Source organism: Streptomyces sp. NPDC032091, from assembly GCF_055580265.1.
The window spans coordinates 37,339-64,318 of the sequence record NZ_JBVILR010000005.1 but is presented as its reverse complement, the minus strand read 5'-3'; the positions used below and the strand labels follow the sequence as shown (position 1 = coordinate 64,318).

Genomic DNA, 26,980 nt, shown 5'->3' with positions numbered 1-26,980 from the left:
CGCCCTTCCACCGTTCCCCGGGCGCTGCCCGGACCTGTTCCGTGCGCTCCGCGCCCGGTGCGCTCAAACGCCGCGCGGGCTATTGACAGCCCCGCCGGCGTTTGAGGCGCGGGGTCTGGGGCGGAGCCCCAGGAAACCCCGCCTCCCGTTACGGCGCGGCCAGCGCGAGGGCGTGGTCCAGGGCCTGGAGGAGGCGGCCCGTCGTCGCCCGGTCGCGGACCGCCAGCCGCAGCCACGACCCGTCCAGCCCCGGGAACGTGTCCCCCCTGCGCACCGCGAACCCCAGCGCCCGCAGCCGAGTGCGCACCTCCGCCGCGCCGCGGATCCGGATCAGGACGAACGGGCCCTCGGCCACCCCCGCGACCGTGACCTCCTCGAACTCCGCCAGCCCCGCCAGCAGGTGCGCCCGGTCCACCGCGACCCGGCGCGCCGCGGCCTCCGCCTCCTCCAGCGCCTCCGGCGCCACGCACGCCTCCGCCGCCACCAGCGCCGGCGTCGACACCGGCCACAGCGGCTGCGCAGCCGCCAGCTTCGCGATGACCTCCGGCTCGGCCAGCACGTAGCCGATCCGCAGCCCCGCCAGCCCCCACGTCTTCGTCAGGCTCCGCAGCACCACCAGCCCCGGCACGTCCATCCGTCCGGCCAGCGCCTCCCGCTCGCCCGGGACGGCGTCCATGAAGGCCTCGTCCACCACCAGGATCCGCCCCGGCCGGGCCAGCGCGGCCAGCGTCGCCGCCGGGTGCAGGACCGACGTCGGGTTCGTGGGGTTGCCCACCACCACCAGGTCCGCCTCCTCCGGGACCGCCGCCGGGTCCAGCCGGAACCCGTCCTCGGGCCGCAGCACCACGCGCTCCACCCGGTGTCCGGCGTCCCGCAGGGCCGCCTCCGGCTCGGTGAACTGCGGGTGCACCACCACCGGCCGCCGTGCGTCCAGCGCCCGCGCGATCAGTACGAACGCCTCCGCCGCGCCCGCCGTCAGCAGCACCCGCTCGACCGGCAGCCCGTGCCGCCCGGCCACGGCGGCCCGCGCCGCCCGGCCGTCCGGGTAGGCCGCGAGGTCCCCGAGGGAGGCCGCGATGCGCTCCTTGAGCCACGCCGGCGGCGTGTCCGACCGTACGTTCACCGCCAGGTCCACGAGCGCCCCGCCCGCGTCGGCCACCTCCGCGTCCCCGTGGTGGCGCAGGTCGTGCTCCTCGGCGGTGGCCACCGCGCAGGTCGCCGCCACCGACCGCCGCTTGGGCACGAGGAGCTCCCCGCCCCCCGCCAGCGCCGCCGCCTCCGCCACCGAGGCGGTCCCGGCCGCCTCGCGCACCGCCGGCGACGGGTGCGGTACGGGGATCCGTGCCAGCTCCGCGGCGGGGTAGCCCACCAACGGCACGCCGAAACGTTCCGCCGCGCCCGCGATCCCGGGCTCCAGCGTCTTCGAGTCCACCGTCGCCAGCGCCGTCACCGCCCCGGCGGTCAGACCGGCCCCGCGCAGGGTCTCCTCGACCAGCGCGCAGACCTCCGCCACGGAGACCCCCGCGCGTCCCCCGACCCCGACCACCAGCCGCGTCACGTACTCGCCCACCGGGGTCCTCCCTCCGTACTGGTGTCCGTCGTCTGTCTTCTGCCGTCATCACGGTGACCCCCGCCGCCCGCGCGGCGGAAGTGCGCGCGGCGCCGCCAGTAGGTATCCAGGGGCACATGGCGCTGATCGTGGCTCTGGGCGCGTTCCTGATGACGCTGGCGGGCGGCTGGACGGCGCAACGCGTCACCGACCGCCGCCACCTCGTACTGGGTCTGGCGGGCGGGCTGATGCTCGGCGTCGTGGGCCTGGACCTGCTCCCGGAGGCCCTGCACGCCGCCGGGGAGGAGGTCTTCGGCGTCCCGCTCGCCCTGCTGCTCTTCGTGGCCGGCTTCCTCGCCGCCCACCTCCTGGAACGCCTGCTCGCGGTACGGCAGGCCGCCCACGGCGGGAGCAACGGCGCAGGTCACGGCGGCGAACACGGCGGCCGCGTCCCGCAGGTAGGACTCACCGCCGCCGCGGCGATGGTCGGCCACAGCCTCGCCGACGGGGTCGCCCTCGGCGTCGCCTTCCAGGTCGGCGGCGGGATGGGCGTGGCCGTCGCGCTGGCCGTCATCACCCACGACTTCGCCGACGGGTTCAACACCTACACCCTTACCCGGCTGTACGGGAACGCCCGCCGCAAGGCCCTGATCATGCTCTTCGCGGACGCCGCGGCACCCGTCGTGGGCGCCGCGTCCACCGCGCTGTTCACCCTTCCGGAGGAACCCCTCGGCGCGTACCTCGGATTCTTCGGCGGGGTCCTGCTGTACCTGGCGGCGGCCGAGATCCTGCCCGAGGCCCACCACAGCCACCCCGCCCTGTCCACGCTGCTGTGCACGGTGGGCGGGGTGGCCGGGATCTGGCTGGTGGTCGGGCTCGCGGACTGAGCGGACGGACCCGTCCGGAGTCACGGGCCGGCCGCTGGGGCCGCCGCGCCCGCCGCGAAGTCCGCCGCGGCCGCCGCGAAGCGGGAGGCCACCGACGGCTGCGCCGCCCAGTGCGTGTGCAGGTAGCTGGCGTGCACGCCGCCCTGGACGAAGCCCTCGACGCGGCGTTCGGGGTGCGTGAACCCCCACGCCGGCGAGGCCCCCGCGCCCGGCTCGACCACCGTCCGGTGGAACTCGTGGCCCCGCAGCCGGGTGCCGGCCGCCGCGAGCGGGCTGTCCGACACCGCCACCGCCTCCCGGTAGCCGAGCGTGAGCCGCTCCGACATCCGGGCGTCGGCGTCGAGCACTCCGCACATGGGCTTCCCGTCCAGCGAACGCGCCAGGTACAGCAGCCCGGCGCACTCCGCCGCGACCGGCCCGCCGGCCGCGGCGAAGGCCGCCACCGCGGCGCGGAGCGGCTCGTTCGCCGACAGCTCCGGGGCGTACACCTCGGGGAACCCGCCGCCGATCACGAGGCCGCTCGTGCCCTCGGGCAGCGCCTCGTCCCGGAGGGGGTCGAAGGTGACCACCTCCGCACCGGCGGCGCGCAGCAGCTCCGCGTGCTCGGCGTACGAGAACGTGAACGCCGGGCCGCCGGCTACGGCGATGAAAGGGCGTCCGTACGGCGCGGCGCCGTCGCCGGGGCGGGAAGGGGCGGGGTGGGGGAGCAAAGCGGTGCCGGGCGACCACGGCTCGCACTCCAGCGCCGGCGCGGACCGCGCCAGCGCCAGCAGGGCGTCGAGGTCGCATCCCGCGCGGACCTGGTCCGCCAGGGCCGCCACCGCCGCCAGGGCGTCGGCGCGCCGTTCCGCCACCGGGACCAGGCCCAGGTGCCGGGACGGGGTCGCCACCTGCGGAGCACGCCGCAGCACGCCGAGGACCGGCATCCCCGCCTCCTCCAGCGCCTCCCGGAGCATCACCTCGTGCCGGTCGGAGCCCACCTTGTTCAGGATCACCCCGCCGAGGCGCACCCGGGGGTCGAACGAGGCGAAGCCGTGCACCAGCGCCGCCACCGAACGGGACTGCGAGGAGGCGTCCACCACCAGCACCACCGGCGCCCGCAGCAGCTTCGCCACCTGCGCCGTCGACGCCAGCTCGCCCCGCCCCGCGGCCCCGTCGTACAGCCCCATCACGCCCTCGACCACCGCGAGGTCGCAGCCGGCGGCCCCGTGCGCGAACAGCGGGGCCACCAGCTCCGGCCCGCACATGAACGCGTCGAGGTTGCGCCCCGGCCGGCCCGTGGCCAGCGCGTGGTAGCCGGGGTCGATGTAGTCGGGGCCGGCCTTGTGCGGGGACACGGCCAGGCCGCGCTCCGCGAAGGCCGCCATCAGGCCCGTCGCCACGGTGGTCTTGCCGCTGCCGGAGGACGGCGCGGCGACGACCAGCCGCGGCACAGTGGACGAGATCACCACTCGATGCCCTTCTGGCCCTTCTGGCCGGCGTCCATCGGGTGCTTGACCTTGGTCATCTCGGTGACCAGGTCCGCGAACTCCACCAGCTTCTCAGGGGCGTTGCGGCCGGTGATGACCACGTGCTGGGTACCGGGGCGACTCCGGAGCACCTCGATCACCTCGTCCACGTCGATCCAGCCCCAGTGCATCGGATACGCGAACTCGTCGAGCACGTACAGCCGGTGCGTCTCGGCGGCCAGGTCGCGCTTGACCTGCTCCCAGCCCTCCTTCGCCGCCTGCTCGTTGTCGAGCTGCGCGTCGCGCTGGACCCAGGACCAGCCCTCGCCCATCTTGTGCCAGACGACGGAGCCGCCTTCGCCGGAGGCGCCCAGCACCTTCAGCGCGTTCTCCTCGCCGACCTTCCACTTCGCCGACTTGACGAACTGGAACACCCCGATCGGCCAGCCCTGGTTCCAGGCGCGCAGCGCCAGCCCGAACGCGGCCGTCGACTTGCCCTTGCCGGGGCCGGTGTGGACGAAGACGAGCGGACGGTTGCGGCGCTGACGCGTCGTGAGCCCGTCGTCCGGAACGACGGTCGGCTGTCCCTGCGGCATTACGCGGCCCTCCATGAGGTCTCGTGGGTCACTGCGGTACGTACGTTCTTGACGAGCCCGGCCAGCGAGTCGGCCCGCAGGCCGTCGAGGGTCACCGCGGGCGCGCCCAGATCGGCGGCCAGCGCCCCCGCGAGCCCCAGCCGCACCGGCCCGGACTCGCAGTCCACCACCACCGAGGTGACGCCCTCGGCGGCCAGCAGCCGGGCGCTGCGCCCCGACAGCTCGCGCGGGTCGCCGCCGACGGACCCGGCCGAGGTGGCCCGCCCGTCGGTGACGACCACCAGCAGGGGGCGGCGCGAGGGGTCCCGCAGCCGCTCGATCCGCAGCACCTCGTGGGCCTTGAGCAGGCCCGCGCCGAGGGGGGTGCGGCCGCCGGTCGGCAGCTTCTCCAGCCGGGCCGCGGCCGCGTCCACCGAGGAGGTGGGCGGCAGCGCCAGCTCGGCGCCGGCCCCGCGGAAGGTGATCAGACCGACCTTGTCCCGGCGCTGGTAGGCGTCGAGCAGCAGGGAGAGCACGGCGCCCTTGACGGCGCCCATCCGCTGCCGCGCCGCCATCGAGCCGGAGGCGTCGACGCAGAACAGCACCAGGTTGCCCTCGCGGCCCTCGCGGGTCGCCTGCCGCAGGTCGTCCTTGCGCACCACGAGCCCCGGGCCGGAGCGCCCGCGCGCCTTCTGGTGCGGGGCGGCCGCGTGCACGGTGGCCGCCAGGTGCAGCTTCGTCAGCTGCCCCCGGGGGCGCTGCGCGCCGGTGGTGCGGCCGTGCGCGGTACGGGCCCGCGAGCGCCGGCCGGCCGCGCCCTCACCGAGTCCGGGCACGCTGAGCATCTTGGTGCGGAACGGCTCGGCGGCCGCCACGGCGGCCTGCTCGGCGGCGCCGGCCCCGCCCTGGGGGGCGGAGGGCTGCGCCTCGGGGGCCTCCTGCGGGGTGTCGGGCGCGTGCCCGGTCTCGGGGCCGCCGCCCTGCGGGGGCACCCCGCCGCCGTCTCCGCCGCCGTTGCCGCCGTCTCCGCCGCCGTCCCCGCCGCCGTTGTCGTCCGGGCCCTCCGGCTCCGGGTCGGGCTCGGGTTCCGGTTCCGGCTCCTCGTCGGGGAAGCCGTCGAGGATCTCGTCGAGCTTGTCCTCGTCCAGTCCGGGCGCGTCGAAGGGGTTGCGCCGGCGGCGGTGCGGCAGCGCCAGCAGTGCCGCCTGCCGGACGTCCTCCTTGCGGACGGAGGTCCGCCCGGCCCAGGCCGCCAGGGCGGTGGCCGTACGGGCCATCACGATGTCGGCGCGCATGCCGTCGACCTCGAACCCGGCGCAGGTGGCGGCGATCTGGAGGAGCGCCGTGTCCCCGAGCGCCACCTGCGGGAGCAGCGCCCGCGCGGCCACCACCCGGGCGCGGACCTCGCTCTCGTCGCCGGCCCAGCGGGCGGCGAAGCCCGCGGGATCGTCCTCGTACGCGAGCCGGCGGCGCACCACCTCGACGCGCTGCGCGGGCTCACGGGAGGCGGCGACCTCCACGGTCAGCCCGAACCGGTCGAGGAGCTGCGGCCGCAGCTCGCCCTCCTCCGGGTTCATGGTGCCGACGAGGAGGAAGCGGGCCGCGTGACGCACGGAGACGCCCTCGCGCTCCACGTAGGAGGCGCCCATCGCGGCCGCGTCGAGGAGGAGGTCGATCAGGTGGTCGTGGAGGAGGTTGACCTCGTCGACGTAGAGGATCCCGCGGTGCGCGTCGGCCAGCAGGCCGGGCTCGAAGGCCTTCACGCCCTCGGCGAGGGCGCGTTCGATGTCGAGGGCGCCGACGAGGCGGTCCTCGGAGGCCCCGACGGGCAGCTCGACCATCCGTGCGGGCCGGTCGGTGCCGGGGCCGGGCTCGTGCGGGCCGTCGGGGCAGGCGGGGTCCGGCGCGGCGGGCGCGCAGGAGAACCGGCAGCCGGGGACGACGTCCACGTGCGGGAGCAGGGCGGAGAGCGCGCGCACGGCGGTGGACTTGGCGGTCCCCTTCTCACCGCGTACGAGCACACCGCCGACCGCCGGGCTCACGGCGTTGAGCAGGAGCGCCAGCCGCAGGTCGGCCTGGCCGACCACTGCGGTGAACGGGTAGGGCGTGCTCATGGGTTGCTCACTCCTTCTGTGCGGGTGCGGGTCCGATTCAGCCCGTCCGGCGTTTGAGGACCGGGGGTCCGGGGGCGGAGCCCCCGGTGAGCGGGAGAGGGGCGGGTAGGGGAGCAGCCCCGCAGGGCCCGGGCCGTCACGGCGCGCCCGGGGGAAGGAACGGGAGGCCCGCCGGGGCGCCGGACTCGATCAGCCGCAGCAGCGCATCCGTGTCGGCGTGCTCCTCGATCAAGTCCCCGAGCAGGTCCAGCTGCTCCTCCCGCAGCGCGGCGAACGACGTGTCCGGCGCCGGGACGAAGCGGCGGCCCGCGGCGGCGGCCACCTCGCGGAGGAACGCGCGGCGGAAGCCGTCCGACTCCAGGGAGCCGTGCCAGTGCGTGCCCCACACCGGTCCGACCCGGCACCCGTCCAGGAACGGCTCGCCGCCCAGGACTTCGGCCACCCCGTGGTGTATCTCGTACCCGGAGACCTCCTCGCCCAGCGCCGAACCCTCCGGCCGGGCCAGGGTCTTCTCGACGGCGAACCGCACGCGCACCGGCAGCAGCCCGAGGCCCTCCACCTCGCCCGCCCGGGACTCGACGTCGTCCGAGATCCGCTCGCCGAGCACCTGGAACCCGCCGCAGATGCCCAGCACCGGACGCCCCTCGGCGGCGCGCCGGGCCAGCGCGTCGGCCAGCCCCCGCTCCCGCAGCCACTCCAGCGCCTTGACCGTGCCGCGCGTACCCGGGACGACGACCAGGTCCGCGTCGGCCAGTTCCTCGGCCCGGTCCACGAACCGCACGACCACGCCGGGTTCCGCCGCGAGCGCGTCGACGTCCGTGAAGTTCGACATCAGCGGCACCGCGCACACCGCGACCCGCAGCACGTCCTCGCCGACCGGCGGGGCGACGACCGACTCGCGGACCGCGCCGCGCAGCGAGACCCGCAGCCCGTCCTCCTCGTCGATGCCCAGCCCGTGCCGGAACGGAAGGACCCCGTACGTGGCCCGCCCCGTGAGGGACCGCAGCATCTCCATGCCCGGCTCCAGCAGGGACACGTCACCGCGGAACTTGTTGACCACGTACCCGGCGATCAGCGACTGGTCCTCGGGCGACAGCAGCGCCGTCGTCCCGAAGAACGAGGCGAAGACCCCGCCCCGGTCGATGTCGCCGACGACGACGACAGGGAACCGCGCGGCCCGCGCGATGCCCATGTTCACGATGTCGGTCCGGCGCAGGTTGATCTCGGCCGGACTGCCCGCCCCCTCGCAGATCACGGCGTCATACGTGCCCCGCAGCTGCTCCAGGCAGTCCGTGACGATGCCGAGGAGCTGCTCCTGGCGGCCGCCGTGGTAGCCGCGGGCGCTCATCTCGCCCACCGGCTTGCCCAGCAGCACCACCTGGCTGCTGCGGTCGCTGCCCGGCTTGAGCAGGACCGGGTTCATCAGCGCGGTCGGTTCGACCCGTGCGGCCTGGGCCTGCATCGCTTGGGCCCGGCCGATCTCCGCGCCCTCGCGGGTCACGAACGAGTTGAGCGACATGTTCTGCGCCTTGAACGGGGCCACCTTGACGCCCTGGCGGGCCAGCCAGCGGCAGATGCCCGCCGTGACCACGCTCTTGCCCGCGTCGGAGGTCGTCCCCGCGACCAGCAGTCCGCCGCCGCGCCGTGTGCCGCTCATGCCCGTCCCCTTTTCGTCGTCGCGGTCGTCGCGGTCGTCGCGGTAGTCGCGGTAGTCGCGGTCCTCGTGGTCTTCGCCGCCCCGGCCACGGCGCAGCGGACCGCCACGCAGGCGCCCAGCGCCAGCCAGGTCACCCGCCGCGACAGCCGTACCGCCCGTTCGATGTCGGCGACCTCCACCGGCCGCCCCCGCTCCCCGTTGAGCACGGCCCGGTGCTCGACCCGTCCCGCGTAGGAGAGGGTCCCGCCCAGCCGGACGCCGAGCGCGCCGGCGAAGGAGGCCTCGACCGGGCCGGCGTTGGGGCTCGGGTGGGCGGCGGCGTCCGCGCGCCAGGCCCGTACGGCGCCCCGCCGGTCGGGGCCGGCGGCCACGGCGGCGAGGGCCGTCAGCCGGGCCCCGGGCCAGCCGGCGAGGTCGTCGAGGCGGGCCGAGGCCCAGCCGTAGCGCAGGTGGCGGGGCGACTTGTGCCCGACCATCGCGTCCAGGGTGTTCACCGCGCGGAAGGCCAGCAGCCCGGGCACCCCGGCGACGGCCCCCCACACCAGGGCCCCGACGACCGCGTCGGAGGTGTTCTCCGCGACGGACTCCACGACGGCCCGGGCCATCTGCGCTCCGTCGAGGGCCTGGGGGTCGCGCCCGCACAGGTGGGGGAGGCGCTCGCGGGCCACCTCGGTGTCCCCGGCGGCCAGCGCCCCGCCGATGGCGCGGGCCTCCCGGCCCAGGCTGGTGCCGCCGACGACGGCCCAGGTGGCCGCGGCGGTCAGGGCGATCCGGGCGGCCGCGGGCCGGGAGCGCACGGCGCGCGCGCCCAGCGCTCCGACGGCGGCGGCCCCGCCGGCGCATACGAGGGTGTGCAGGACGCCCCGGGCGCGGTCGTCGCGCCACAGGGCGCGCTCCACGGCGGCGGCGGCTCGTCCGAAGGCGGCCACGGGGTGCCCACGGCGGGGATCCCCGAGGATCCGGTCGCCGATCAGCCCCGCCGTGACGCCGTACGCGAAGACGCGGTCGGCACGCATGGTGGCAGGTAGGTCCTCACTCAGGGTCCGCGCCCTGGTTCGACGTGTCCGGCGGCGAGAGTTCCTGGCTCCCGGGGCGCACGCGCCGCGTGCGTTCCCCGGTGACAGTGGCGGGACCGCGCCGGATTCCCACCGGACTTCCTCTCCATGCCGCCGTATTGGCTCGGGCAGTCCACCACGGTCCGAGAACGCCCGTCAACTTACCGTTGACCTGCGGTGGGACGGGGGAGGGCCGACGGGCGGCCGGGGCCTGCCGGGGCCGCGGGTACGCGAAAACTCCCCCCGGGGATTCCCGGGGGGAGCCTTCGTACGCGGTGTCGCCGGGCGGAGACGGGGTGGGTCTCAGCCGACGATCAGGTAGATCGCGTAGGCCACGGCCGCCGCGCAGAGCGCGAAGCAGGCGTAGGCGCCGCTGCGGGCCAGGGCGGCGGTGCCGCCCTGCTCGGTGGCGGCCTCGTGCTTGGAGAGGCCCACCAGACCCAGGCTGAACAGGGCCACGAGGGCGACGGTCGCGGAGAGGCTGACCCCGAAGACGGAGCCGAGTGCTGCCCAGTCGATCTTCATACTGCCGATTCCTCTGTCGTTCTCGGGGTCAGACCGCGGCGGCCGGAGCCGCCGGGGCCGTCGGGGTCGCCGTGACGGCCGGGATGGTGGCCTTGAGGTCCTCGTCGGTCACCGCGGCCGTGGTGCCGGCGGCCGGGGGGACGACCACGGCGGCGATGGCCGTGGTGACCACGCCGGGCTCCTCGGCCTCGTCGGCGGCGGCGCCGGTGACGTTGGTGTGGTCGACGACCTGACGGCGCGAGATCAGCCAGATGGCGACGCAGGAGCCGACCAGGAAGAGCGCGACGGCGGCGACGCCGACGTCACCCGTGCGCATGACCAGTTCGGCGCCCGCGGAGACCAGGGCGGCGGCCGGCAGGGTCAGGCCCCACGCGGCGAACATGCGGGTGGCGGTGGACCAGCGGACCACGCCGCCCTTGCGGCCCAGGCCCGCGCCCATCACCGCGCCGGAGCAGGCGTGGGTGGTGGAGAGGGAGAAGCCGAGGTGGGAGGAGGCCAGGATGACGCTCGCGGCCGAGGTCTGGGCGGCGAAGCCCTGCTGCGGCTGCAGGTCGGTCAGGCCGCTGCCCAGGGTGCGGATGATGCGCCAGCCGCCCAGGTAGGTGCCCATCGCGATCGCCATGCCGGCGGAGACGATGACCCACACCGGGGGGTTCGAGCCGGGGGCGAGGGCGCCGCCGGCGACCAGGGCCAGGGTGATGATGCCCATCGTCTTCTGCGCGTCGTTGGTGCCGTGCGCCAGGGAGACGAGGCCGGCGGAAGCGATCTGGCCCGCCTTGTAGCCCTTCGCGGAGGTCTTCTCGCCGACCTTGCCGTTCAGCTTGTACGTGACCTTCGCGGCCAGCATCGAGGCCACACCGGCCACGATCGGGGCGGCGACCGCCGGGATGAGCACCTTGGTGACGACGACGCCGCCGTTGACCGCGCCGAGGCCGGCGGAGGCGACCGCGGCACCGATCAGGCCGCCCATCAGGGCGTGGGAGGAGCTGGAGGGCAGTCCGACCAGCCAGGTGACCAGGTTCCAGAGGATCGCGCCGACGAGCGCGGCGAAGATCACTTCGGGCTGGATGCCCTGTTCGTTGACGAGACCCTTGGAGATCGTCTTGGCGACCTCCACGGACATGAACGCGCCGACGAGGTTGAGCACGGCGGACATGGCCACCGCCGTCTTGGGCTTGAGGGCGCCGGTCGAGATGGTGGTCGCCATCGCGTTGGCTGTGTCGTGGAAACCGTTCGTGAAGTCGAACACGAGAGCGGTGATGATCACGATCCCGAGGAGAAGCGTTATGTGCTCCATTTACCCAGGCTTCTGTTTGGCGTCAGTGGCTCGCCGACCGTAGGCAACCTGGGTGAACGGAAGATGAACTGACTCGGGCGGGGTGGTGTCCCTTGTGGGCCTCCCATCAGGCCCTTCGTCCCGATTCTTTCGTAGTTATCGCCATTCATGCACGTCAGGACCCGGTAAACGGAACCTGTCGGCGGGGCTCCGCGGCCCGCTGCGGCACCCTTCCGCGACGGCGAAAGAGAGCTAGATCACTCCGCCCGGCGCGGCGCCCTCCGGTGGCCGTCGTGACCCCGCGCGCCGACACTGGAGCGGTGCGTACCGCCACTGCGACGGCCGCTGCCGTCACGACGACCCTGATCGGTGCCGGAGCGGCCGCGGCCCTGGCCGGCCGGTACGCCGCCGATGCCGCCCTGCGCTCCGAACCCGGCCGCCCCCTGCCCGGCGGCCCCCGCCTCAGCGTCCACTCCGCCGACGGGGGCCGGGTGGTGCTCACCCGCTCGCTGGCCTCCCTGCGCCCCGGCGTCCACGGGCTGATCGCGCCCGGTCTGCACGCCGCCGTCGGGCCGGTCCTCGACGGGGTCCCGCACGACCCGGCCACCGTCGTGCGCCGCCTCCTGCGCGTCACCCACGGCGCCCTCGAACCCGGCACCCGCGTCACCCTCACCCCACAGGTGTACTCCGGCAACCCGCGCACCGCCCTCGGCCTGGAGCACGCCGACGTGGACGTCCCCGGCGAGCTCGGCCCCCTCCCCGCCTGGTTCGTCCCCGGGGCCCGCGGGACCTGGGTGATCACCGTCCACGGCCTCGGCGCCGGACGGGAGCACCCGATGGTGGTCATGCCCTTCCTGCACCGCCTCCGGCTGCCCGTGCTCTCCCTCGGCTACCGGGGCGACCTCGGCGCCCCCGCCTCCCCGGACGGCCTCGGCCACCTCGGCGAGTCCGAGTGGCGGGACCTGGACGCCGCCATCCGCTACGCCCTGCGCTACGGGGCCCGCCGCGTCGTCCTGCACGGCTGGTCCACGGGCGCCGCCATGGCCGTGCGCGCCGTCGAGCGGTCGGCGCTGGCCGGGCGGATCTCCGGGCTGGTGCTCGACTCGCCCGTCCTCGACTGGCACACGACGCTGCGCAACCTCGCCGCGGCCCGCCGCACCCCGGCCCCGCTGCTCCCGCTCGCCGTCCGCGCCGCCGAGGGCCGCGCCGGGCTGCGCGCCGACCACCGGGCGCCGTTCGCGGACCCGGGCGCGCTCCGCGTCCCCGTCCTGCTCTTCCACGGGCCCGACGACACCCTCGCCCCCTGGGAGCCCTCCCGCCGGCTCGCCGCCGCCAGGCCCGACCTCGTCACCCTGCACACGGTCCGGGACGCCGCCCACGGGGCGATGTGGAACGCCGACCCGGCCCGCTACGAGGAGGCGCTGCGGCGCTTCCTCACCCCCCTCATGTGACCTTCACACGGGGCCGCCACGGCTCCACAGAAGAGGCGTTACGGGAGGCGTCCTGTGGCGCTGGAGTGAAGGCGGTGTGGCGGACGGGACAGGGTGGGCGGTCTGTCCCGGTTCCTCCACCCCGTGACCTGTGGAAACGACCCGTTCCGTTTGGGCTTTCGGCCAGTGACGGGCGAGACTGCTTCCGTGACGTCCCGAAAGCCTGATGAGCAGTTGGCTCGCGACTCCAGACTCCGACTCGTCTCCCCGCGCTCCGTGGCCACGGCGCGCAAGGCGGTGACCGACCGGCGAACCCGGCCGGCCACCCGGCCCCCGGCGGGCACCCCCGCCACGGCGGACCTGGCGAACCGTGCCCGCACCTCGCTGGCCGACGCGGTACGGCTGGCCCGCTGGGCCGAGCTGAACCTCGGCACCGGCGACGGCGGCCGCCCGGCCCCGGCCGCGGCCCTGCCCGCCCCCGACGTCGAACGGGCCGCCGCGGAACTGGGACTGACGCACGGCCAGATCCGTGTCGGCTGGGACCGCGCCCGGCTCTCCGGCCTCGTCGAGGTCCACGGAGGCCAGGCCCGCCCCGGCTGGCGGCTGCGGGCCTGGGACCGGGACGACTCCGCCGTGCTGCGCGGCTGGGTCGCCCTCTTCGACGCCTGGTCCCTCGTCCACCCGGCCCCCGCCGACATCACCCCCTCGGCCGTGGCCGAGGTGGTCGAGGCGATGCCCCAGCTGCTCTCGCTGCTCCAGCTGTCCGCCGGCCCGGTGACCGTCCCGGACCTGCTGGACCTGCTCGGGCAGCGGGTCACCGAACTGCGCGACGAGCGCTGCGAGGTCCCCTACGAAGCGGAGCCCGCCGCCACCGCGGCCCCCGTCTCCGCCTCCGCCCCCGCGGAGCAGCGCGCCCTCCCGCTCGCCCGGCTGCTGCGCTGGGCGCTGGGCGGACTCGCGGCCGTGGACGCCGTCACCCTGGGCCCGGCGCAGGCCGCCCTGACCCCCCTCGGCAGCTGGGCCGTCTGGGTCAAGCTGGAGCAGATCTGCGTCGCCGCGCAGAGCCCGGCCGGGAACATCGAGCAGTCCGCCGCCGCCATGCTGCACGGGTGCGCCCGCCTCACTCCCGGGCCGGCCCGCGCCGAGTACCGGGCCTGGCTCGCCGCCCGTCCCGTGGGCCACGCCGTCAGCGAGCTGCTGCAGGCCGCCCGGGGCGAGGACGCCCTGCTGCGGGGCCTCGCCTTCGAGGCCCTGCGCGTGGTCGGCGCCCCCGCCGAGCCCGAGGTGCGCGCGGCCGTACGGGAACCCGCCCTGCGGCCCTACGCCCTGCTCTGGCTCGCCGAGCACGACGGGGTGGACCCGGAGGACGCCCAGGACGTCCTCACGCCCGAGGAGGCCACCTGGCTCTGGGTGGACACGGCGGCCGCCATCGCCGACCACGGCGAGGCCGACCTGCTCGCCCGCCACCTCGACTCCGCGGTCCGCACCACCGTGCCGCGGCTGCTCGACGAGGTCCGTGCCGTCGGCCACCCGCGCACCGTCCAGGTCCTCGTCGCGCTGGCCGCCGCCCACCCCGACCCGGCCCTGGCCAAGGCCGTCCGCCGCGCCGCGTTCCAGGTCCACACCGGCGGCGCGTGAGCCCTGGCCGGGCGGTCACGGGACCCCGCGCCGCGGGCGCGGGGTCAGAGCTGGGGCGCGTACGTGCCGAAGCTCCAGATGTTGCCCTCGGTGTCGCGGGCCATGTAGTCCCGCGAGCCGTAGTCCTGGTCGGTGGGCTCCATCAGGATCTCCACGCCGTGTTCGGCCGCCCGCCGGTGATGGGCGTCCACGTCGTCCACGACGATGTAGACCCCCGACGGGCCGGCCGTCTCCATGACCTTGTCGAAGACCCCGCCGCGCCCCTTGCTCCCGAGCATCACCGCACCGTTCCCGTAGGCCAGCTCCGCGTGCATCACCGAGCCGTCGTCGCCCTCGTAGACCGCGACCTGGGTGAACCCGAAGGCCTCGGTCAGCTGCTGGATCGCTGCCTTCGCGTCGCGGTAGAGCAGCGCGGGGTAGATGGACGGAACGCCTGCCATGACGATCACTCCCTCTCGTGACGATGACCCAAGTGACCCACGTCACAGCATGGCAGGCCCCGCTGACAGTCAGCGGAAGGTGTTGCACTGGGCCATGTCGCCCGTGCGGTAGCCCTGGTAGAACCACTGCTGCCGCTGCTCCGCCGAACCGTGGGTCCAGGACTCCGGGGTGACCCGGCCCTGGAACTTCTCCTGGATCCGGTCGTCGCCCACCGCCGCCGCCGCGTCCAGCCCGTCCCGGATGTCCTCGTCGGTCAGGTTCTTGATCAGCGGCCGCCCCGTGGACTCGTCGGGGGTCCGCGTCGCGTTGTGCGCCCACACCCCCGCGTAGCAGTCGGCCTGGAGCTCGACCTTCACCGCGTTGCTGTTCGCGCCGGTCTGGCCGTTCTGGGCCCGCGCCAGCGTCCCCGTCAGGTTCTGGATGTGGTGCCCGTACTCGTGGGCGATCACGTACGCCTGCGCGAAGGGGCCGCCGGTCGCCCCGAACTTGGTCCGCAGGTCGTCGAAGAAGCCCAGGTCCAGGTAGACCTGCCGGTCGGCGGGGCAGTAGAAGGGCCCGACCGCCTTGCTGGCCGCCCCGCAGGCGGTGTTCACCTGGCCGGAGAAGAAGACCGTCGACGCCGGCGCGTACGTCCCGCCGCGCCGCCGGAACTCCTGCCGCCAGAAGTCCTGTGTGCTGTTCACCACGGCGACGAGCCGGCAGTCCTCCCGCGTATTGGCGTCGCGGCCCTTCTTGCAGGTCTGCTGCACCTGGGCCGCCGACGAGGCCGTCGAGACCGGCTGCGGACTCCCGTCGGACAGCCCCAGCTGGTCCGGCCCCACCCCGAAGAGCAGGCCCAGGACCAGCGCGATCAGCCCCACGACCCCCCCGCCGATCGTGGCCCGGCCGCCCGGGACGCGGCTGCCGCGCACGTCCTTGACCTCGGACGTGTCCAGATCGGCGTCGTCGTCGAACTGCATGCCGCACCGCCCTCCAAGCGTGGCCAACCCCTCCATCCTGATACGTGCCCCGCCCGCCCGGTGCGGCCCCTGCGCCGAACGGGTGAGGGCCGGGCCCCGAAAAGTGGTTGCGCACCCCCGTTAGAATGGCTTCATGGCAAATCTCCTCGCGGATTAGCGGCGTCGAAGAACGCGCGTCCGACCACCTCTTCCGCCGTCCATACCGCCCTGGAGTATTTCCGTGATCACCGCCACCGGCATCGAGCTGCGCGCCGGCGCCCGCGTCCTCATCGAGTCCGCTTCCTTCCGCATCGCCAAGGGCGACCGCATCGGCCTCGTCGGCCGCAACGGAGCGGGCAAGACCACCCTCACCAAGTGCCTCGCCGGCGAGGGCCAGCCCGCCGGCGGCACCATCACCCGCTCGGGTGAGGTCGGCTACCTCCCGCAGGACCCCCGCACCGGCGACCTCGACGTCCTGGCCCGCGACCGGATCCTCTCCGCCCGCGGCCTCGACGTCCTGCTCAAGAAGATGCGGATGAACGAGGAGCGCATCGCCAACGGCTCCGGCGCCACCCGCGAGAAGGCGCTCAAGCAGTACGAGCGCCAGGAGACCGAGTTCCTGACCAAGGGCGGGTACGCCGCCGAGTCCGAGGCCGCGACGATCTCCGCCGCCCTGAGCCTGCCCGACCGGGTCCTCGGCCAGCCGCTGCACACCCTCTCCGGCGGCCAGCGCCGCCGCGTCGAGCTCGCCCGGATCCTCTTCTCGGACGCCGACACCCTGCTCCTCGACGAGCCCACGAACCACCTCGACGCCGACTCGATCGTCTGGCTGCGCGACTACCTGAAGAACTACCGCGGCGGCTTCGTCGTCATCTCCCACGACGTCGACCTCGTCGAGACCGTGGTCAACAAGGTCTTCTACCTCGACGCCAACCGCTCGGTCATCGACATCTACAACATGGGCTGGAAGCTCTACCAGCAGCAGCGCGAGGCCGACGAGAAGCGCCGCAAGCGCGAGCGCCAGAACGCCGAGAAGAAGGCCGCGGCCCTGAACTCGCAGGCCGACAAGATGCGCGCCAAGGCGACCAAGACCGTCGCCGCCCAGAACATGGCCAAGCGCGCCGACCGGCTCCTGGCCGGCCTGGACGCCGTCCGCGTCTCCGACAAGGTCGCCAAGCTCCGCTTCCCGGACCCGGCGCCCTGCGGCAAGACCCCGCTGACCGCCGAGGGCCTGTCGAAGTCCTACGGCTCCCTGGAGATCTTCACCGACGTCGACCTGGCCATCGACAAGGGCTCCCGCGTGGTCATCCTCGGCCTCAACGGCGCCGGCAAGACCACCCTGCTGCGCCTGCTCGCGGGCGCCGAGCAGCCCGACACCGGCCAGGTCACCCCGGGGCACGGCCTCAAGCTGGGCTACTACGCCCAGGAGCACGAGACGCTCGACCCGGACCGCACGGTCCTGGAGAACATGCGCTCCTCCGCCCCCGACCTGGACCTGGTCGACGTCCGCAAGACGCTCGGCTCCTTCCTGTTCTCCGGCGACGACGTGGACAAGCCCGCGGGCGTGCTCTCCGGCGGCGAGAAGACCCGCCTGGCCCTGGCCACCCTGGTCGTCTCCTCGGCGAACGTGCTGCTCCTCGACGAGCCCACCAACAACCTCGACCCGGCCAGCCGCGAGGAGATCCTCGGCGCGCTGCGCACGTACAAGGGCGCGGTCATCCTCGTCACCCACGACGAGGGCGCGGTGGAGGCCCTGGAGCCGGAGCGGATCATCCTGCTCCCGGACGGGGTCGAGGACCTGTGGGGCCCGGACTACCGGGACCTCGTCGCCCTCGCCTGATCCGCTCCCGCCGGGTTGATCCAGTCCCGTATGGATCATTCGGCGCAGACGTGATCCATCATCTGAGTGAGACGGTCTCGTACCGTCGCGCTCTGTACAACGGCCCCGGCCGCATCCTCCCGGATGCGCGACCGGGGTCGGCCGTTTTCGGCGTCCGGCCCCTGACCTGGCGATTCCCCTCCGTGACGGCGGAATGTGACGGAGGTCATGCGGCGGAAGAGGAGATTCCGTTCTGCTCGGGCGTCCACGGGCTGAGAAATGCCGCCGGACCGACCTTGCTGAATGGGTGGCCAGGAAGCCGGGGAGGGGTGATCATGAGAAGCACAGAGCGCACTTCCCATGAGGAGGCACGGGTGGCCGAGACTCTGAAGAAGGGCAGCCGGGTGACCGGCGCCGCGCGCGACAAGCTCGCGGCAGACCTGAAGAAGAAGTACGACTCCGGTGCGAGTATCCGGGCGCTGGCCGAGGAAACCGGCCGGTCCTACGGATTCGTCCACCGGATGCTCAGCGAGTCCGGAGTCACGCTGCGTGGTCGCGGTGGCGCGACGCGCGGCAAGAAGGCGGCCGCGGCCTGACCCCGGCCGACAGGCCGGGGCCGGTGCCGAGGAACGTCCGACAGCTCCGTTCCGTTCCACGCATGGTTCTTTCGGTGACCCCCGGTCGGCCCTGTGGCCGGCTGGGTGGTTACTGTGCAGTCACTTAGGCCGGGCGTCCGGCCACGACTGCACACCGGAGGCACCTGATGGCTCTGCTCGACAAGGATGGCGTACGGCTCACCATCGACGACACGGTCGCCACGGTGACGCTGACCAATCCGGCCAAGCGAAACGCTCAGTCCCCCGCGCTCTGGCGGGCGTTGGCGGAGGCCGGACGGTCGCTGCCCGGCACGGTCCGGGTCGTCGTGCTGCGCGGCGAGGGCAAGTCCTTCTCCGCAGGGCTCGACCGGCAGGCGTTCACCCCCGAGGGCTTCGAGGGCGAGCCGTCCTTCCTTGATCTGGCGCGCGGTTCCGACGAACTGCTCGACGCCACGATCGCCGAGTACCAGGAGGCTTTCACCTGGTGGCGGCGCAATGACATCGTCTCCATCGCCGCCGTGCAGGGGCACGCCATCGGCGCCGGCTTCCAGCTCGCACTCGCCTGCGACCTGCGGGTCGTCGCGGACGACGTGCAGTTCGCCATGCGCGAGACCAGCCTGGGCCTGGTGCCCGACCTGGCCGGCACCCAGCCGCTGACCGCCCTGGTCGGCTACGCCCGCGCGCTCGAAATCTGCGCGACGGGACGGTTCGTGCACGCCGAGGAGGCCGAGCGGGTGGGCCTGGCGAACCTGGTCGTCCCGCCCGCCGAACTGGACGCCGCCGTCCAGGACCTCACCAGCGCCCTGCTGGCACCGCCGCGGGACGCCGTCATCGAGACGAAGGCGCTGCTGCGCGGAGCCGGCGGCCGTGCGTACGACGACCAGCGCACCGCCGAGCGGGCCGCCCAGGCCCGCCGCCTGCGCGACCTCGCGGGCCTCTCCGACTGACCCGCCGCCCGGCCCGGGCCCTGCGCGCCCGGTGCGCTCAAGCGCCGCGCGGGCTGGATTTCGCGCAGCGGAACTCCAGCCTCGCCGGCGTTTGAGGCGCGGGGTCCAGGTCCAGGTAGTGACGGCCTAGAAGCCGTGGCGGAAGCCGCCGTCGACCGGGAGCATCACGCCCGTGAGGTACGACGCCGCCGGCGAGAGGAAGAACGCCGCGGTGCGGCCGAACTCCTCCGCCGTCCCGTACCGCCGCAGCGGGATCCGGGACTCGTGCAGCGCCCGCGCGGCCCCCGCGTCGCCGGACAGCGCGTCCAGCTCCCGCACCCGGTCGGTGTCGATCCGCGCCGGCAGCAGCCCGATCACGCGGATCCCGCGCGGCCCCAGCTCCACCGAGAGGGACTTCGCGAAGCCCGCCAGCCCCGGCCGCAGGCCGTTCGAGATGGTCAGGCCGGGGATCGGCTCGTGCACCGAGCCCGAGAGGACGAAGCCGATGACGCCGCCCTCGCCCAGTTCCTCCGCCGCCGCCCGGGCCAGCCGCACCGCACCCAGGAACACCGACTCGAACGCCGCCGTCCACTGCTCGTCGGTGTTGTCCGCCGCACCGCCCGGCGCCGGCCCGCCGACGCTGACGAGGATGCCGTCGAGCCGCCCGAAGCGCTCCTTGGCCTCCGTCACCAGCCGCCGCGCGGAACCCGCGTCGGCGTTGTCCGCCGCCAGGCCCACCGCGTCCGGCCCCAGTTCGGCCGCCGCGGCCGCCGCCCGCTTCTCGTCCCGCCCCGTCAGTACGACCTTCGCGCCCTCGGCGGCCAGTTCCCGCGCGGAGGCGAAGCCCAGGCCCCGGGTGGCGCCGGTGACGATGTAGACACGGTCCTTCAGTCCAAGATCCATGCGGGCCAACCTACGCCGAAGCGGGCTCCGGCTCCACGGTGGGCGCCGCCGCGGCCGCCGCCTCGCGGTCGCGCCGCTCCCGGCGCACCAGCACCAGCCACCCCACCGGCACGGCCGCCGCGAACAGCCACCACTGCACCGCGTACGCCATGTGCGGGCCGATCGAGTCGTGGTCGGGCTCCGCCACGGCCTCGGGTCCGCCGTCCGGCGGCAGGGGGGAGGTGAGCTCCAGGTAGCCGCCGAGGACCGGCTTGCCGAGAGCGGTGGACTGCTGCTCGCTGTTGACCAGCATCACCTGGCGCTCGGGCAGGCCCTTGCGGTCCTTGATGCCGCTGGCGCCGCTGGTCTCGTCGGCCTTGAGCCGTCCGGTGACCGTCACCTCGCCCGAGGGCGCGGCCGGCACGGACGGGTAGGCGGTCGGGTCGTCGCCGCCGGGCACCCAGCCCCGGTTCACCAGCACCACCCGTCCGTCACCCAGCACCAGCGGGGTCACGACCTGGAAGCCGACCTTGTCGTTGTTCGAGGTGCGCATCCGGACGACGACCTCGTGCGCGGAGTCGTACGTGCCGGTCGCCGTGACGGCGCGCCAGTAGTCGGAGCGCGGGACGGTGTGGCCGGGCGAGGTGACCTCGGTCACGGGCGCGGGCTTCGCGGACAGGTTCTTCGCGATCAGCTCGTTCTGGGCGACCCGGTGCTCGTGGCGGTGGTACTGCCAGAACCCCAGCTTGATCATCACGGGGATGAGGACGAGGGCGATGAGGGTGAGGCACACCCACTGCCGGGTCAGCAAGAAGCGGTACACGCCCATGACGGTACCCGCAAGGGAAAGGCCCCCGGAGGCCGGGTGGCCTTCCGGGGCGCGGGGGGAGGAAAGGGGACGGGTCAGACGCGGTCGACGATGCCCACCTTCCCCTCCGCGCGGGCGCAGTGCCCGCCGCAGAACCACTTCCCCTCGACCTCCACGCCCTGCCCGATGATCTGGACCCGGCAGTGCTCGCAGATCGGCGCCATGCGGTGGATGGCGCAGGAGAAGCAGTCGAAGACGTGAACCGCGCCCTGTGCATGAACCTCGAAGGACATGCCGTAGTCGTTTCCGCAGACCTCACAACGTGCCATGCGCGGCATGCTTCGCGGGCCGGCGCACCGGAACAAGATCCACGGGGGTGAGTCGCCGCGCCTGTACCCGCCCGGAGCAATGCCCGGGCTACTTCTCCCCGGCGGGCGCCACGTCCCGCAGCAGCTGGGTGAACGCGGCCTCGTCCACCACGGGCGTGCCGAAGGCCTTGGCCTTGACCGTCTTGGAGGTCGAGGAGTCGGGGTCGTTGGTCACGAGCAGGCTGGTGAGCCGCGACACACTCGTCGCCACGTGCAGCCCGGCCTCCACCGCCCGGTCCTCCAACAGCTCCCGGTCCACCGAGGTGTCACCCGAGAAGGCGACCCGCATGCCCTGCTTCAGCGGCTTGCCGTCCTCGAACCGCCCCGGGTTCGGGTACGGGGAGGGCGTCAGCTTCCGCGAGGCGCGCCAGCTGCCCCCGCCCCCGTACGAGGCCTGGTAGCCGATCCGGGGCCGGGCGGGGGAGTCCGACCACTCCGTCAGCGGGCGGCACTCCAGCAGCGGCAGCCGTACGCCGTCGCGCGCGGCCGCGTGCAGCGACGGACGGAAGGCCTCCGCCAGCACCCGGGCGTCGTCGAGCGCGTGGTGGGCGCGCTGCTGGACCACGCCGAAATGGGCCGCGAGGGACTCCAGCTTGTGGTTGGGCAGCGGCAGGTCCAGCTCCTTCGACAGGGCGATGGTGCACAGCCGCTGGCGCACCGGCGCCGCCGACGAGGCCCGCGCGTACTCCCTGGCGATCATCTGCCAGTCGAAGATGGCGTTGTGGGCGACGAGGACCCGGTCCGCGAGCCGCTCGGCGAACTCCCCGGCGATGTCCTCGAAGAGGGGCGCGTCCGACAGCATCTCGCTGGTGAGGCCGTGGATCCAGACCGGCCCCGGGTCGCGGCGCGGGTTGACCAGGCTGTACCAGTGGTCCTCGACGTTGCCCCGGGCGTCGAGCCGGTAGACGGCCGCGGAGACTATCCGGTCGTCGCGAGCGAGCCCGGTCGTCTCCACGTCGACGACCGCGTACCCCTGGGGGTACGCGGTCGGCCACGTCGTGTCTGCGGTCGTACGGTCGTCGAGCATGGTCATAGAGGATACGGGCCCTCACGGACAGTCCCGGTCCGCCGCCGGGTCACCCACCCGCCAGCAGGGCTTCCGTCAGGGTCCGCACCGAGAGGACGAACAGCCGCTCCGGGTCCGCCGGGCGGCCCAGCTCCCGGGCCAGGGCCGGGTCGCCGGGCGCGTCGGCGGGGTCCCACAGCTCGCCCTCGCCGGGGGACTGGACGGGCGAGCGCTCGCGGTTGCGCTCCACCAGGACGAAGCCCACCACCTGGAACTGGACGGCGCGCACGGCGTCGGCCGCGCGGGCGCCGCGCAGGCCCGCCGCGCGCACCTCGGCCACCAGCGCCCGCTGGGCGGGCAGGAACATCCGGTCGGTCAGCCCGCGTTCGTGGACCATCGCGATCAGGTGCGGGCGCTCGCGCAGCTCGCGGCGCATGCCGCGGGCCACGGAGACGATGCGCTCGGCGGGGGTGCGGCCGGCGGGCCGGATGGCGCCCATGTCCTGGACGGTCCGCTCGACGAGGGCGTCGAGGAGCTGCTCGCGGTTGCCCACGTGCCAGTAGATCGAGGTGACCGCCGTCCCGAGCTCGGCGGCCAGTTTGCGCATGGTGAGGGCGTCCGGGCCGTGCTGCCTGACCAGTGCGGCGGCGGCCGCCAGTACCGCCTCGCGGGTGAGCGGGCTCCTCGCCATCGGCGTCCTCCCCGGTTCCGGTGATCCGACGCACCGTCAGTTTTGGTGCGTGCGGCCCTCTTTACCCTTCATCGGCGGCGGTGTAACTGTGTTACAGGAAGCCTCCCCCGGACTCCCTCCGGGGGGACCCCCAGAAGGGTGGTGCGGAACATGGCACGCGTACGGTACGGAGCGCGCACCGGGGCGGAGATCGCCGCGTCGCGCGAGAAGAGCTCGAACCTCCCCGACATCTGGTCCACCGGGGTCGTGGCCGTCTGGGAGACCGACCCGGACGTGGTGGCGGCGGTCCTGCCGCCCCCGCTCAAGCCCGCCGAACGGCCCCTCGTCCGGGCCAACATCAGCAAGGTCGACCTGCCCGGCTACCCGCTCGGCGCCGGCTCGGTGGCCGTCGCCGCCCGGCACGGCGGGGTCGAGGGCTGGTACCCGCTGGTCATGCCGATGACCCACGAGCGCGCCCTGACCGGCGGCCGTGAGGTCTTCGGGGAGCCCAAGAAGCTGGGCGAGGTCACCGTGGAGCGCGAGGGGCTGGTCGTCCGCGCCGCCCTCGTCCGGCACGGCATCGCCTTCGTGGAGGTGCGCGGGGCCGTGGACCGGGAACTCCCGGTGCCGGAACCGGCGCAGAAGACCGACTTCTACTTCAAGTTCCTCCCGGCGGTCGACGGCTCCGGTTTCGAGGCCGACCCCGTCCTCGTGCACTGCACGCGCAACGAGAAGGTCCGCAGGCTGGAGCACCTCACCGGTGACGTGATCCTGCGCGAGTCCATGTTCGACCCCGTGGCCGACCTGCCCGTGCGCCGCCTCGTGGAGCTCACCATCGGCGAGAAGACCACCGACCAGCGGGGCAGGGTCGTCGAACGGGTCAGCGCCCAGGCCCTGCTCCCGTACCTCCACCAGCGCTACGACGACCCGCAACAAGCCTTCGACGGCCCGCCCGAGGGGAGTGCGTGACATGAGGCTCGACACCGGACAGGTGGCCGTCGTCACCGGCGCCGCGGGCGGCATCGGCCTGGCCATGGCCCGCCGCTTCGCCGCCGAAGGCCTGAAGGTGGTCCTCGCCGACGTCGAGGAGGGCGCCCTGCGCAAGGCCGCCGACGCGCTGCGGGCGGAGGGCGCCGAGGTGCTCGCCCGCACCGTCGACGTCGGCGACCGCGACTCCGTCGTCTCCCTCGCCGACGCCGCCTACGAGGCCTTCGGCGCGGTCCACGTCCTCTGCAACAACGCGGGCGTCGGCTCGGGCGCCGAGGGCCGGATGTGGGAGCACGAGCCCAACGACTGGAAATGGGCCTTCTCCGTCAACGTCTGGGGCGTCTTCCACGGCATCCAGGCGTTCGTCCCCCGCATGATCGCCGGCGGGGCACCCGGCCACGTGGTCAACACCTCCTCCGGCGACGGCGGCATCGCCCCGTTGCCCACCGCCTCCGTGTACGCCGTCACCAAGGCGGCCGTGGTCACCATGACCGAGTCCCTCTACGCCCACCTCAAGGCGGAGGGCGCCGCTGTCGGCGCATCCGTCCTCTTCCCCGGACCCCACATGCTGCGCACCGGGCTGTGGGAGTCGCACCGCAACCGCCCCGCGCGCTACGCGAAGGAGCGGCCGCGGCAGTCCCCGTACCGCACCCTCGACCAGTACGAGTCCGCGATGCGCGAGGCCGGGCACGAGGTGCGCTTCACCCCGGTCGAGGAGGTCGCCGAACACGTCGTCGACGGCATCCGCGCCGACCGCTTCTGGATGCTCCCGGCGAGCGAGCACAGCGACCGCCAGATCCGCGCCCGCTCGCAGTCCATGCTCGACCGCGCCAACCCCGCCTACCTGGAAAGCTTCATCCTCGACTGAGGAGAAACAGCGTGAACGCGTACGAAGACCCGTACCTGATCATCTCCTCCGACTGCCACGCCGGACTGCCCACCGAGCGGTACCGCCCCTACCTCGATGCCCGCTTCCACCGCGCCTTCGACGAGTTCCTCGGCCAGCGCGACGCCCGGCGCGAGGAGGCCACCCGGCTCGGCATCCGCAACGAGGCCTTCGCCGAGAAGTGGTTCCACGACCACGAGGAGGGCCTCAAGGGCGGCTGGGACTCCGCCCAGCGGCTGAAGGAGCTCGACGGCGACGGGGTCGCGGCCGAAGTCGTCTTCCCCGACGCCGACGCCGTGGACAGCCAGACCGCCGCCCCCTTCGGCGTGGGCCTCGGCCTCTCCGGCGACCAGGACCCCGAACTCGGCATGGCGGGAGCCCAGGCGCACAACCGCTGGCTCGCGGAGTTCGTCTCCCGCAACCCCGAACGGCACTGCGGGGTCGCCCTGCTGCCCGTCACCGCCGAGCCGGCCAAGGTCGTCGCCGAGATCCACCGGGCCAAGGAGTCCGGCCTGGGCGCCCTGATGATCCCCTCCATGTGGGTGGACAAGGCCCCCTACCACGACCGCCGCTACGACCCGGTGTGGGCGGCCGCCGCCGAGACCGGGATGCCCGTCCTCACCCACTCGGGCGCCGCCCCGCGCCACGAGTACGGCGACCACCTGGGCATCTACGTCTCCGAGGTCACCTGGTGGCCGGCCCGGCCGCTGTGGTTCCTGCTGTGGTCCGGGGCCTTCGAACGCCACCCGGGCCTGAAGTTCGGCGTCGCGGAGTCGGGCTGCTGGTGGCTGCCCAACCAGCTGTGGTTCATGGACCGCCTCTACCTCGGCGCGCATGGCGGCAAGAAGCTCTCGCCCTTCGCCGAGCTGAAGCGCCCGCCCAGCGAGTACCTCGACCGGCAGGTCTTCGTCTGCGCCACCAACACCAAGCGCCGCGAGCTGGCCCAGCGCTACGAGATCGGCGTCGACAACATCCTGTGGGGCTCGGACTTCCCGCACCCCGAGGGCACCTGGCCGGACACCCGCAACTGGCTGGCGAAGACCTTCCACGACATCCCCGTCGCCGAGACCCGGCGCATGCTGGGCCTCGCGGCGGCCGAGGTCTTCGGCTTCGACACGGCCGCGCTCGCCCCGCTCGCCCGCCGCATCGGCCCCACCCCGGCCGAACTGGGCCAGAGCCCGGACCAGACGGCGGTGGAAGCCTCCTGGGCCCGCTCCCGCGAGACCGGCCGGCACTGGCTGACCGGCGAGGACTTCCCGGTGCTGGGGGTCTCCTCATGACGGAGGACCGCTACACGGTGATCTCGGCGGACTGCCACGCGGGCGCCGACCTGCTGGACTACAGGCCGTACCTGGCCAAGCGCCACCACGACGCGTTCGACGCCTGGGCCGCCACGTACGTCAACCCCTACGAGGACCTCCTCGCCGACACCGCCGACCGCAACTGGAACTCGGCGCGCCGGCTGGCGGAGCTGGAGGCGGACGGGATCGTCGCGGAGGTCGTCTTCCCGAACACCATCCCGCCGTTCTTCCCCAAGGCCTCCCTGATGGCCCAGCCCCCGTCGGCCGCCGAGTACGAGCTGCGCTGGGCGGGTCTCCAGGCCCACAACCGCTGGCTGGCCGACTTCTGCGCGGACGCGCCGGGCCGGCGGGCGGGGGTGGCGCAGATCCTGCTCAACGACGTGGACGCGGCGGTGAAGGAGGTCCGCCGCACCCGGGAGGCCGGGCTGACGGGCGGCATCCTGCTGCCCGGCGTCCCGCCCGGCTCGACGGTCCCCGAGCTGTACTCGGACGCGTACGACCCCCTCTGGGCGGTCTGCGACGAACTGGACGTCCCGGTCAACCACCACGGCGGCTCGGCGTCCCCGCCGCTGGGCGACGAGCCGGCGGCCCGGGCCGTCTTCATGGTCGAGACGACCTGGTTCTCGCACCGCGCCCTGTGGCACCTGATCTTCGGCGGCGCCTTCCGCCGCCACCCGGGCCTGAAACTGGTCCTCACGGAACAGGGCTCGGGCTGGATCCCCGGCGTCCTGCAGATGCTGGACTACTACCACGGCCGCCTGGTCGCGGCCTCGTCCACGGCGGAGTCCAAGTTCGGGGCGGGCCTCGCCGAAGCCATGGGCAAGGGCCCGAGCGAGGTGTGGCGGGACAACTGCTTCGTGGGCGCGAGCTTCATGCGCCCCCACGAGGTCCCGCTGCGGGACCGGATCGGCCTCGACAAGATCATGTGGGGCAGCGACTACCCCCACGACGAGGGCACCACCCCGTACTCCCGCGAGGGCCTGCGGATCGCTTACGCGGGCCTGCCGAGGGAGGAGGTCGCGGCGATGGTCGGCGGCAACGCGGCCCGCGTGTACGGCTTCGACCTGGCCCTGCTGGACGCGCTGGCCGCGAAGCACGGCCCGCTGGTCTCGGAGGTGGCCGAACCGCTGACGTCGGTCCCCCCCGACGCCACCAGCCCGGCCTTCGCCCGAGGGGGATCGGTCCGAGTCTGGTGACG

24 protein-coding genes, 1 pseudogene and 1 riboswitch are annotated in these 26,980 nt (G+C 74.1%); of the genes and pseudogenes, 10 read left to right on the top strand and 15 right to left on the bottom strand.

Annotated elements, in window-relative coordinates:
- Positions 1-141: 141 nt before the first annotated feature.
- A pseudogene (gene cobC / locus ACZ5NJ_RS10710) lies at positions 142-1,558 on the bottom strand (Rv2231c family pyridoxal phosphate-dependent protein CobC); the annotation flags it as partial.
- Between the two features lie 128 nt (positions 1,559-1,686).
- Here cobC and ACZ5NJ_RS10705 point away from each other — a divergent pair.
- On the top strand, positions 1,687-2,436 hold the full coding sequence (locus ACZ5NJ_RS10705) for a ZIP family metal transporter (protein ID WP_468764378.1): 750 nt from the start codon (positions 1,687-1,689) through the stop codon (positions 2,434-2,436).
- A 20-nt stretch (positions 2,437-2,456) separates the two neighbouring features.
- Here ACZ5NJ_RS10705 and ACZ5NJ_RS10700 read toward each other — a convergent pair whose 3' ends face one another.
- The 7 genes from ACZ5NJ_RS10700 to ACZ5NJ_RS10670 form a co-directional block, all read right to left on the bottom strand.
- On the bottom strand, positions 2,457-3,887 hold the full coding sequence (locus ACZ5NJ_RS10700; RefSeq protein ID WP_468764377.1) for a cobyrinate a,c-diamide synthase: 1,431 nt from the start codon (positions 3,885-3,887) through the stop codon (positions 2,457-2,459).
- Entirely contained in the window at positions 3,881-4,480 is a 600-nt protein-coding gene (gene cobO / locus ACZ5NJ_RS10695; protein WP_468764376.1) for a cob(I)yrinic acid a,c-diamide adenosyltransferase, read from the bottom strand. The genes ACZ5NJ_RS10700 and cobO overlap by 7 nt, the downstream gene beginning before the upstream one ends.
- On the bottom strand, positions 4,480-6,573 hold the full coding sequence (locus tag ACZ5NJ_RS10690; RefSeq protein WP_468764375.1) for a putative cobaltochelatase: 2,094 nt from the start codon (positions 6,571-6,573) through the stop codon (positions 4,480-4,482). The genes cobO and ACZ5NJ_RS10690 overlap by 1 nt, the downstream gene beginning before the upstream one ends.
- A gap of 136 nt (positions 6,574-6,709) precedes the next feature.
- A complete protein-coding gene (locus tag ACZ5NJ_RS10685) occupies positions 6,710-8,230 on the bottom strand; it encodes a cobyric acid synthase (RefSeq protein WP_468764374.1) in 1,521 nt (506 codons plus the stop codon).
- Positions 8,227-9,246: a cobalamin biosynthesis protein gene (locus ACZ5NJ_RS10680; RefSeq protein WP_468764373.1), complete on the bottom strand. Its 1,020-nt coding sequence runs from the start codon at positions 9,244-9,246 to the stop codon at positions 8,227-8,229. The genes ACZ5NJ_RS10685 and ACZ5NJ_RS10680 overlap by 4 nt, the downstream gene beginning before the upstream one ends.
- A gap of 58 nt (positions 9,247-9,304) precedes the next feature.
- A riboswitch (cobalamin riboswitch) is annotated at positions 9,305-9,390 on the bottom strand.
- A 198-nt stretch (positions 9,391-9,588) separates the two neighbouring features.
- Positions 9,589-9,810, bottom strand: a complete 222-nt coding sequence (locus tag ACZ5NJ_RS10675; RefSeq protein WP_468764372.1) for a hypothetical protein — start codon at positions 9,808-9,810, stop codon at positions 9,589-9,591.
- A 28-nt stretch (positions 9,811-9,838) separates the two neighbouring features.
- Positions 9,839-11,107 (bottom strand): inorganic phosphate transporter, encoded by a 1,269-nt coding sequence (locus tag ACZ5NJ_RS10670; RefSeq protein ID WP_468764371.1) that lies wholly within the window; start codon positions 11,105-11,107, stop codon positions 9,839-9,841.
- Between the two features lie 299 nt (positions 11,108-11,406).
- Here ACZ5NJ_RS10670 and ACZ5NJ_RS10665 point away from each other — a divergent pair, with 299 nt between their 5' ends.
- Both ACZ5NJ_RS10665 and ACZ5NJ_RS10660 read left to right on the top strand, forming a co-directional pair.
- Positions 11,407-12,537, top strand: coding sequence for an alpha/beta hydrolase family protein (locus tag ACZ5NJ_RS10665; RefSeq protein ID WP_468764370.1), 1,131 nt, complete (start codon positions 11,407-11,409; stop codon positions 12,535-12,537).
- Between the two features lie 186 nt (positions 12,538-12,723).
- Positions 12,724-14,154, top strand: a complete 1,431-nt coding sequence (locus ACZ5NJ_RS10660) for a hypothetical protein (protein ID WP_468764369.1) — start codon at positions 12,724-12,726, stop codon at positions 14,152-14,154.
- A 44-nt stretch (positions 14,155-14,198) separates the two neighbouring features.
- Here the strand turns inward: ACZ5NJ_RS10660 and ACZ5NJ_RS10655 are convergent, their stop codons facing one another.
- Positions 14,199-14,594 carry a VOC family protein gene (locus tag ACZ5NJ_RS10655; protein ID WP_468764368.1) on the bottom strand — a complete coding sequence of 132 codons (396 nt, stop codon included), beginning with the start codon at positions 14,592-14,594 and terminating at the stop codon, positions 14,199-14,201.
- 69 nt (positions 14,595-14,663) lie between these two features.
- On the bottom strand, positions 14,664-15,554 hold the full coding sequence (gene ypfJ, locus ACZ5NJ_RS10650) for a KPN_02809 family neutral zinc metallopeptidase (protein ID WP_468764367.1): 891 nt from the start codon (positions 15,552-15,554) through the stop codon (positions 14,664-14,666).
- Positions 15,555-15,774: 220 nt separating this feature from the next.
- Here ypfJ and ACZ5NJ_RS10645 point away from each other — a divergent pair, with 220 nt between their 5' ends.
- The 3 genes from ACZ5NJ_RS10645 (at position 15,775) to ACZ5NJ_RS10635 (ending at position 18,895) form a co-directional block, all read left to right on the top strand.
- Entirely contained in the window at positions 15,775-17,373 is a 1,599-nt protein-coding gene (locus tag ACZ5NJ_RS10645; RefSeq protein WP_468764366.1) for an ABC-F family ATP-binding cassette domain-containing protein, read from the top strand.
- 353 nt (positions 17,374-17,726) lie between these two features.
- Positions 17,727-17,948: a helix-turn-helix domain-containing protein gene (locus tag ACZ5NJ_RS10640; RefSeq protein ID WP_007263382.1), complete on the top strand. Its 222-nt coding sequence runs from the start codon at positions 17,727-17,729 to the stop codon at positions 17,946-17,948.
- A gap of 167 nt (positions 17,949-18,115) precedes the next feature.
- Positions 18,116-18,895, top strand: coding sequence for an enoyl-CoA hydratase/isomerase family protein (locus tag ACZ5NJ_RS10635; protein ID WP_468764365.1), 780 nt, complete (start codon positions 18,116-18,118; stop codon positions 18,893-18,895).
- 126 nt (positions 18,896-19,021) lie between these two features.
- On the opposite strand, the gene ACZ5NJ_RS10630 is transcribed toward ACZ5NJ_RS10635, so the two are convergent.
- From ACZ5NJ_RS10630 to ACZ5NJ_RS10610, 5 genes are all read right to left on the bottom strand, one after another.
- Positions 19,022-19,777 carry an SDR family oxidoreductase gene (locus ACZ5NJ_RS10630; RefSeq protein WP_468764364.1) on the bottom strand — a complete coding sequence of 252 codons (756 nt, stop codon included), beginning with the start codon at positions 19,775-19,777 and terminating at the stop codon, positions 19,022-19,024.
- 10 nt (positions 19,778-19,787) lie between these two features.
- Complete coding sequence (locus tag ACZ5NJ_RS10625; protein WP_468764363.1) at positions 19,788-20,579, bottom strand: SURF1 family cytochrome oxidase biogenesis protein; 792 nt, start codon at positions 20,577-20,579, stop codon at positions 19,788-19,790.
- A gap of 80 nt (positions 20,580-20,659) precedes the next feature.
- Positions 20,660-20,893 carry a hypothetical protein gene (locus ACZ5NJ_RS10620; RefSeq protein WP_468764362.1) on the bottom strand — a complete coding sequence of 78 codons (234 nt, stop codon included), beginning with the start codon at positions 20,891-20,893 and terminating at the stop codon, positions 20,660-20,662.
- Between the two features lie 88 nt (positions 20,894-20,981).
- A complete protein-coding gene (locus ACZ5NJ_RS10615) occupies positions 20,982-21,965 on the bottom strand; it encodes a DEDDh family exonuclease (RefSeq protein ID WP_468764361.1) in 984 nt (327 codons plus the stop codon).
- Between the two features lie 43 nt (positions 21,966-22,008).
- Positions 22,009-22,629, bottom strand: coding sequence for a TetR/AcrR family transcriptional regulator (locus tag ACZ5NJ_RS10610; RefSeq protein WP_468764360.1), 621 nt, complete (start codon positions 22,627-22,629; stop codon positions 22,009-22,011).
- 150 nt (positions 22,630-22,779) lie between these two features.
- On the opposite strand from ACZ5NJ_RS10610, the gene ACZ5NJ_RS10605 reads away from it, so the two are divergent.
- From ACZ5NJ_RS10605 to ACZ5NJ_RS10590, 4 genes are read left to right on the top strand one after another with little or no spacing between them, the layout of a single operon-like run.
- Positions 22,780-23,577, top strand: a complete 798-nt coding sequence (locus ACZ5NJ_RS10605; RefSeq protein WP_468764359.1) for an acetoacetate decarboxylase family protein — start codon at positions 22,780-22,782, stop codon at positions 23,575-23,577.
- Between the two features lies 1 nt (position 23,578).
- Positions 23,579-24,463, top strand: a complete 885-nt coding sequence (locus ACZ5NJ_RS10600) for an SDR family NAD(P)-dependent oxidoreductase (protein WP_468764358.1) — start codon at positions 23,579-23,581, stop codon at positions 24,461-24,463.
- A gap of 11 nt (positions 24,464-24,474) precedes the next feature.
- A complete protein-coding gene (locus ACZ5NJ_RS10595) occupies positions 24,475-25,761 on the top strand; it encodes an amidohydrolase family protein (protein ID WP_468764357.1) in 1,287 nt (428 codons plus the stop codon).
- The gene (locus ACZ5NJ_RS10590; RefSeq protein WP_468764356.1) at positions 25,758-26,978 is read left to right on the top strand and encodes an amidohydrolase family protein; all 1,221 of its coding nucleotides are present in this window, start codon (positions 25,758-25,760) and stop codon (positions 26,976-26,978) included. The genes ACZ5NJ_RS10595 and ACZ5NJ_RS10590 overlap by 4 nt, the downstream gene beginning before the upstream one ends.
- Positions 26,979-26,980: the final 2 nt, after the last annotated feature.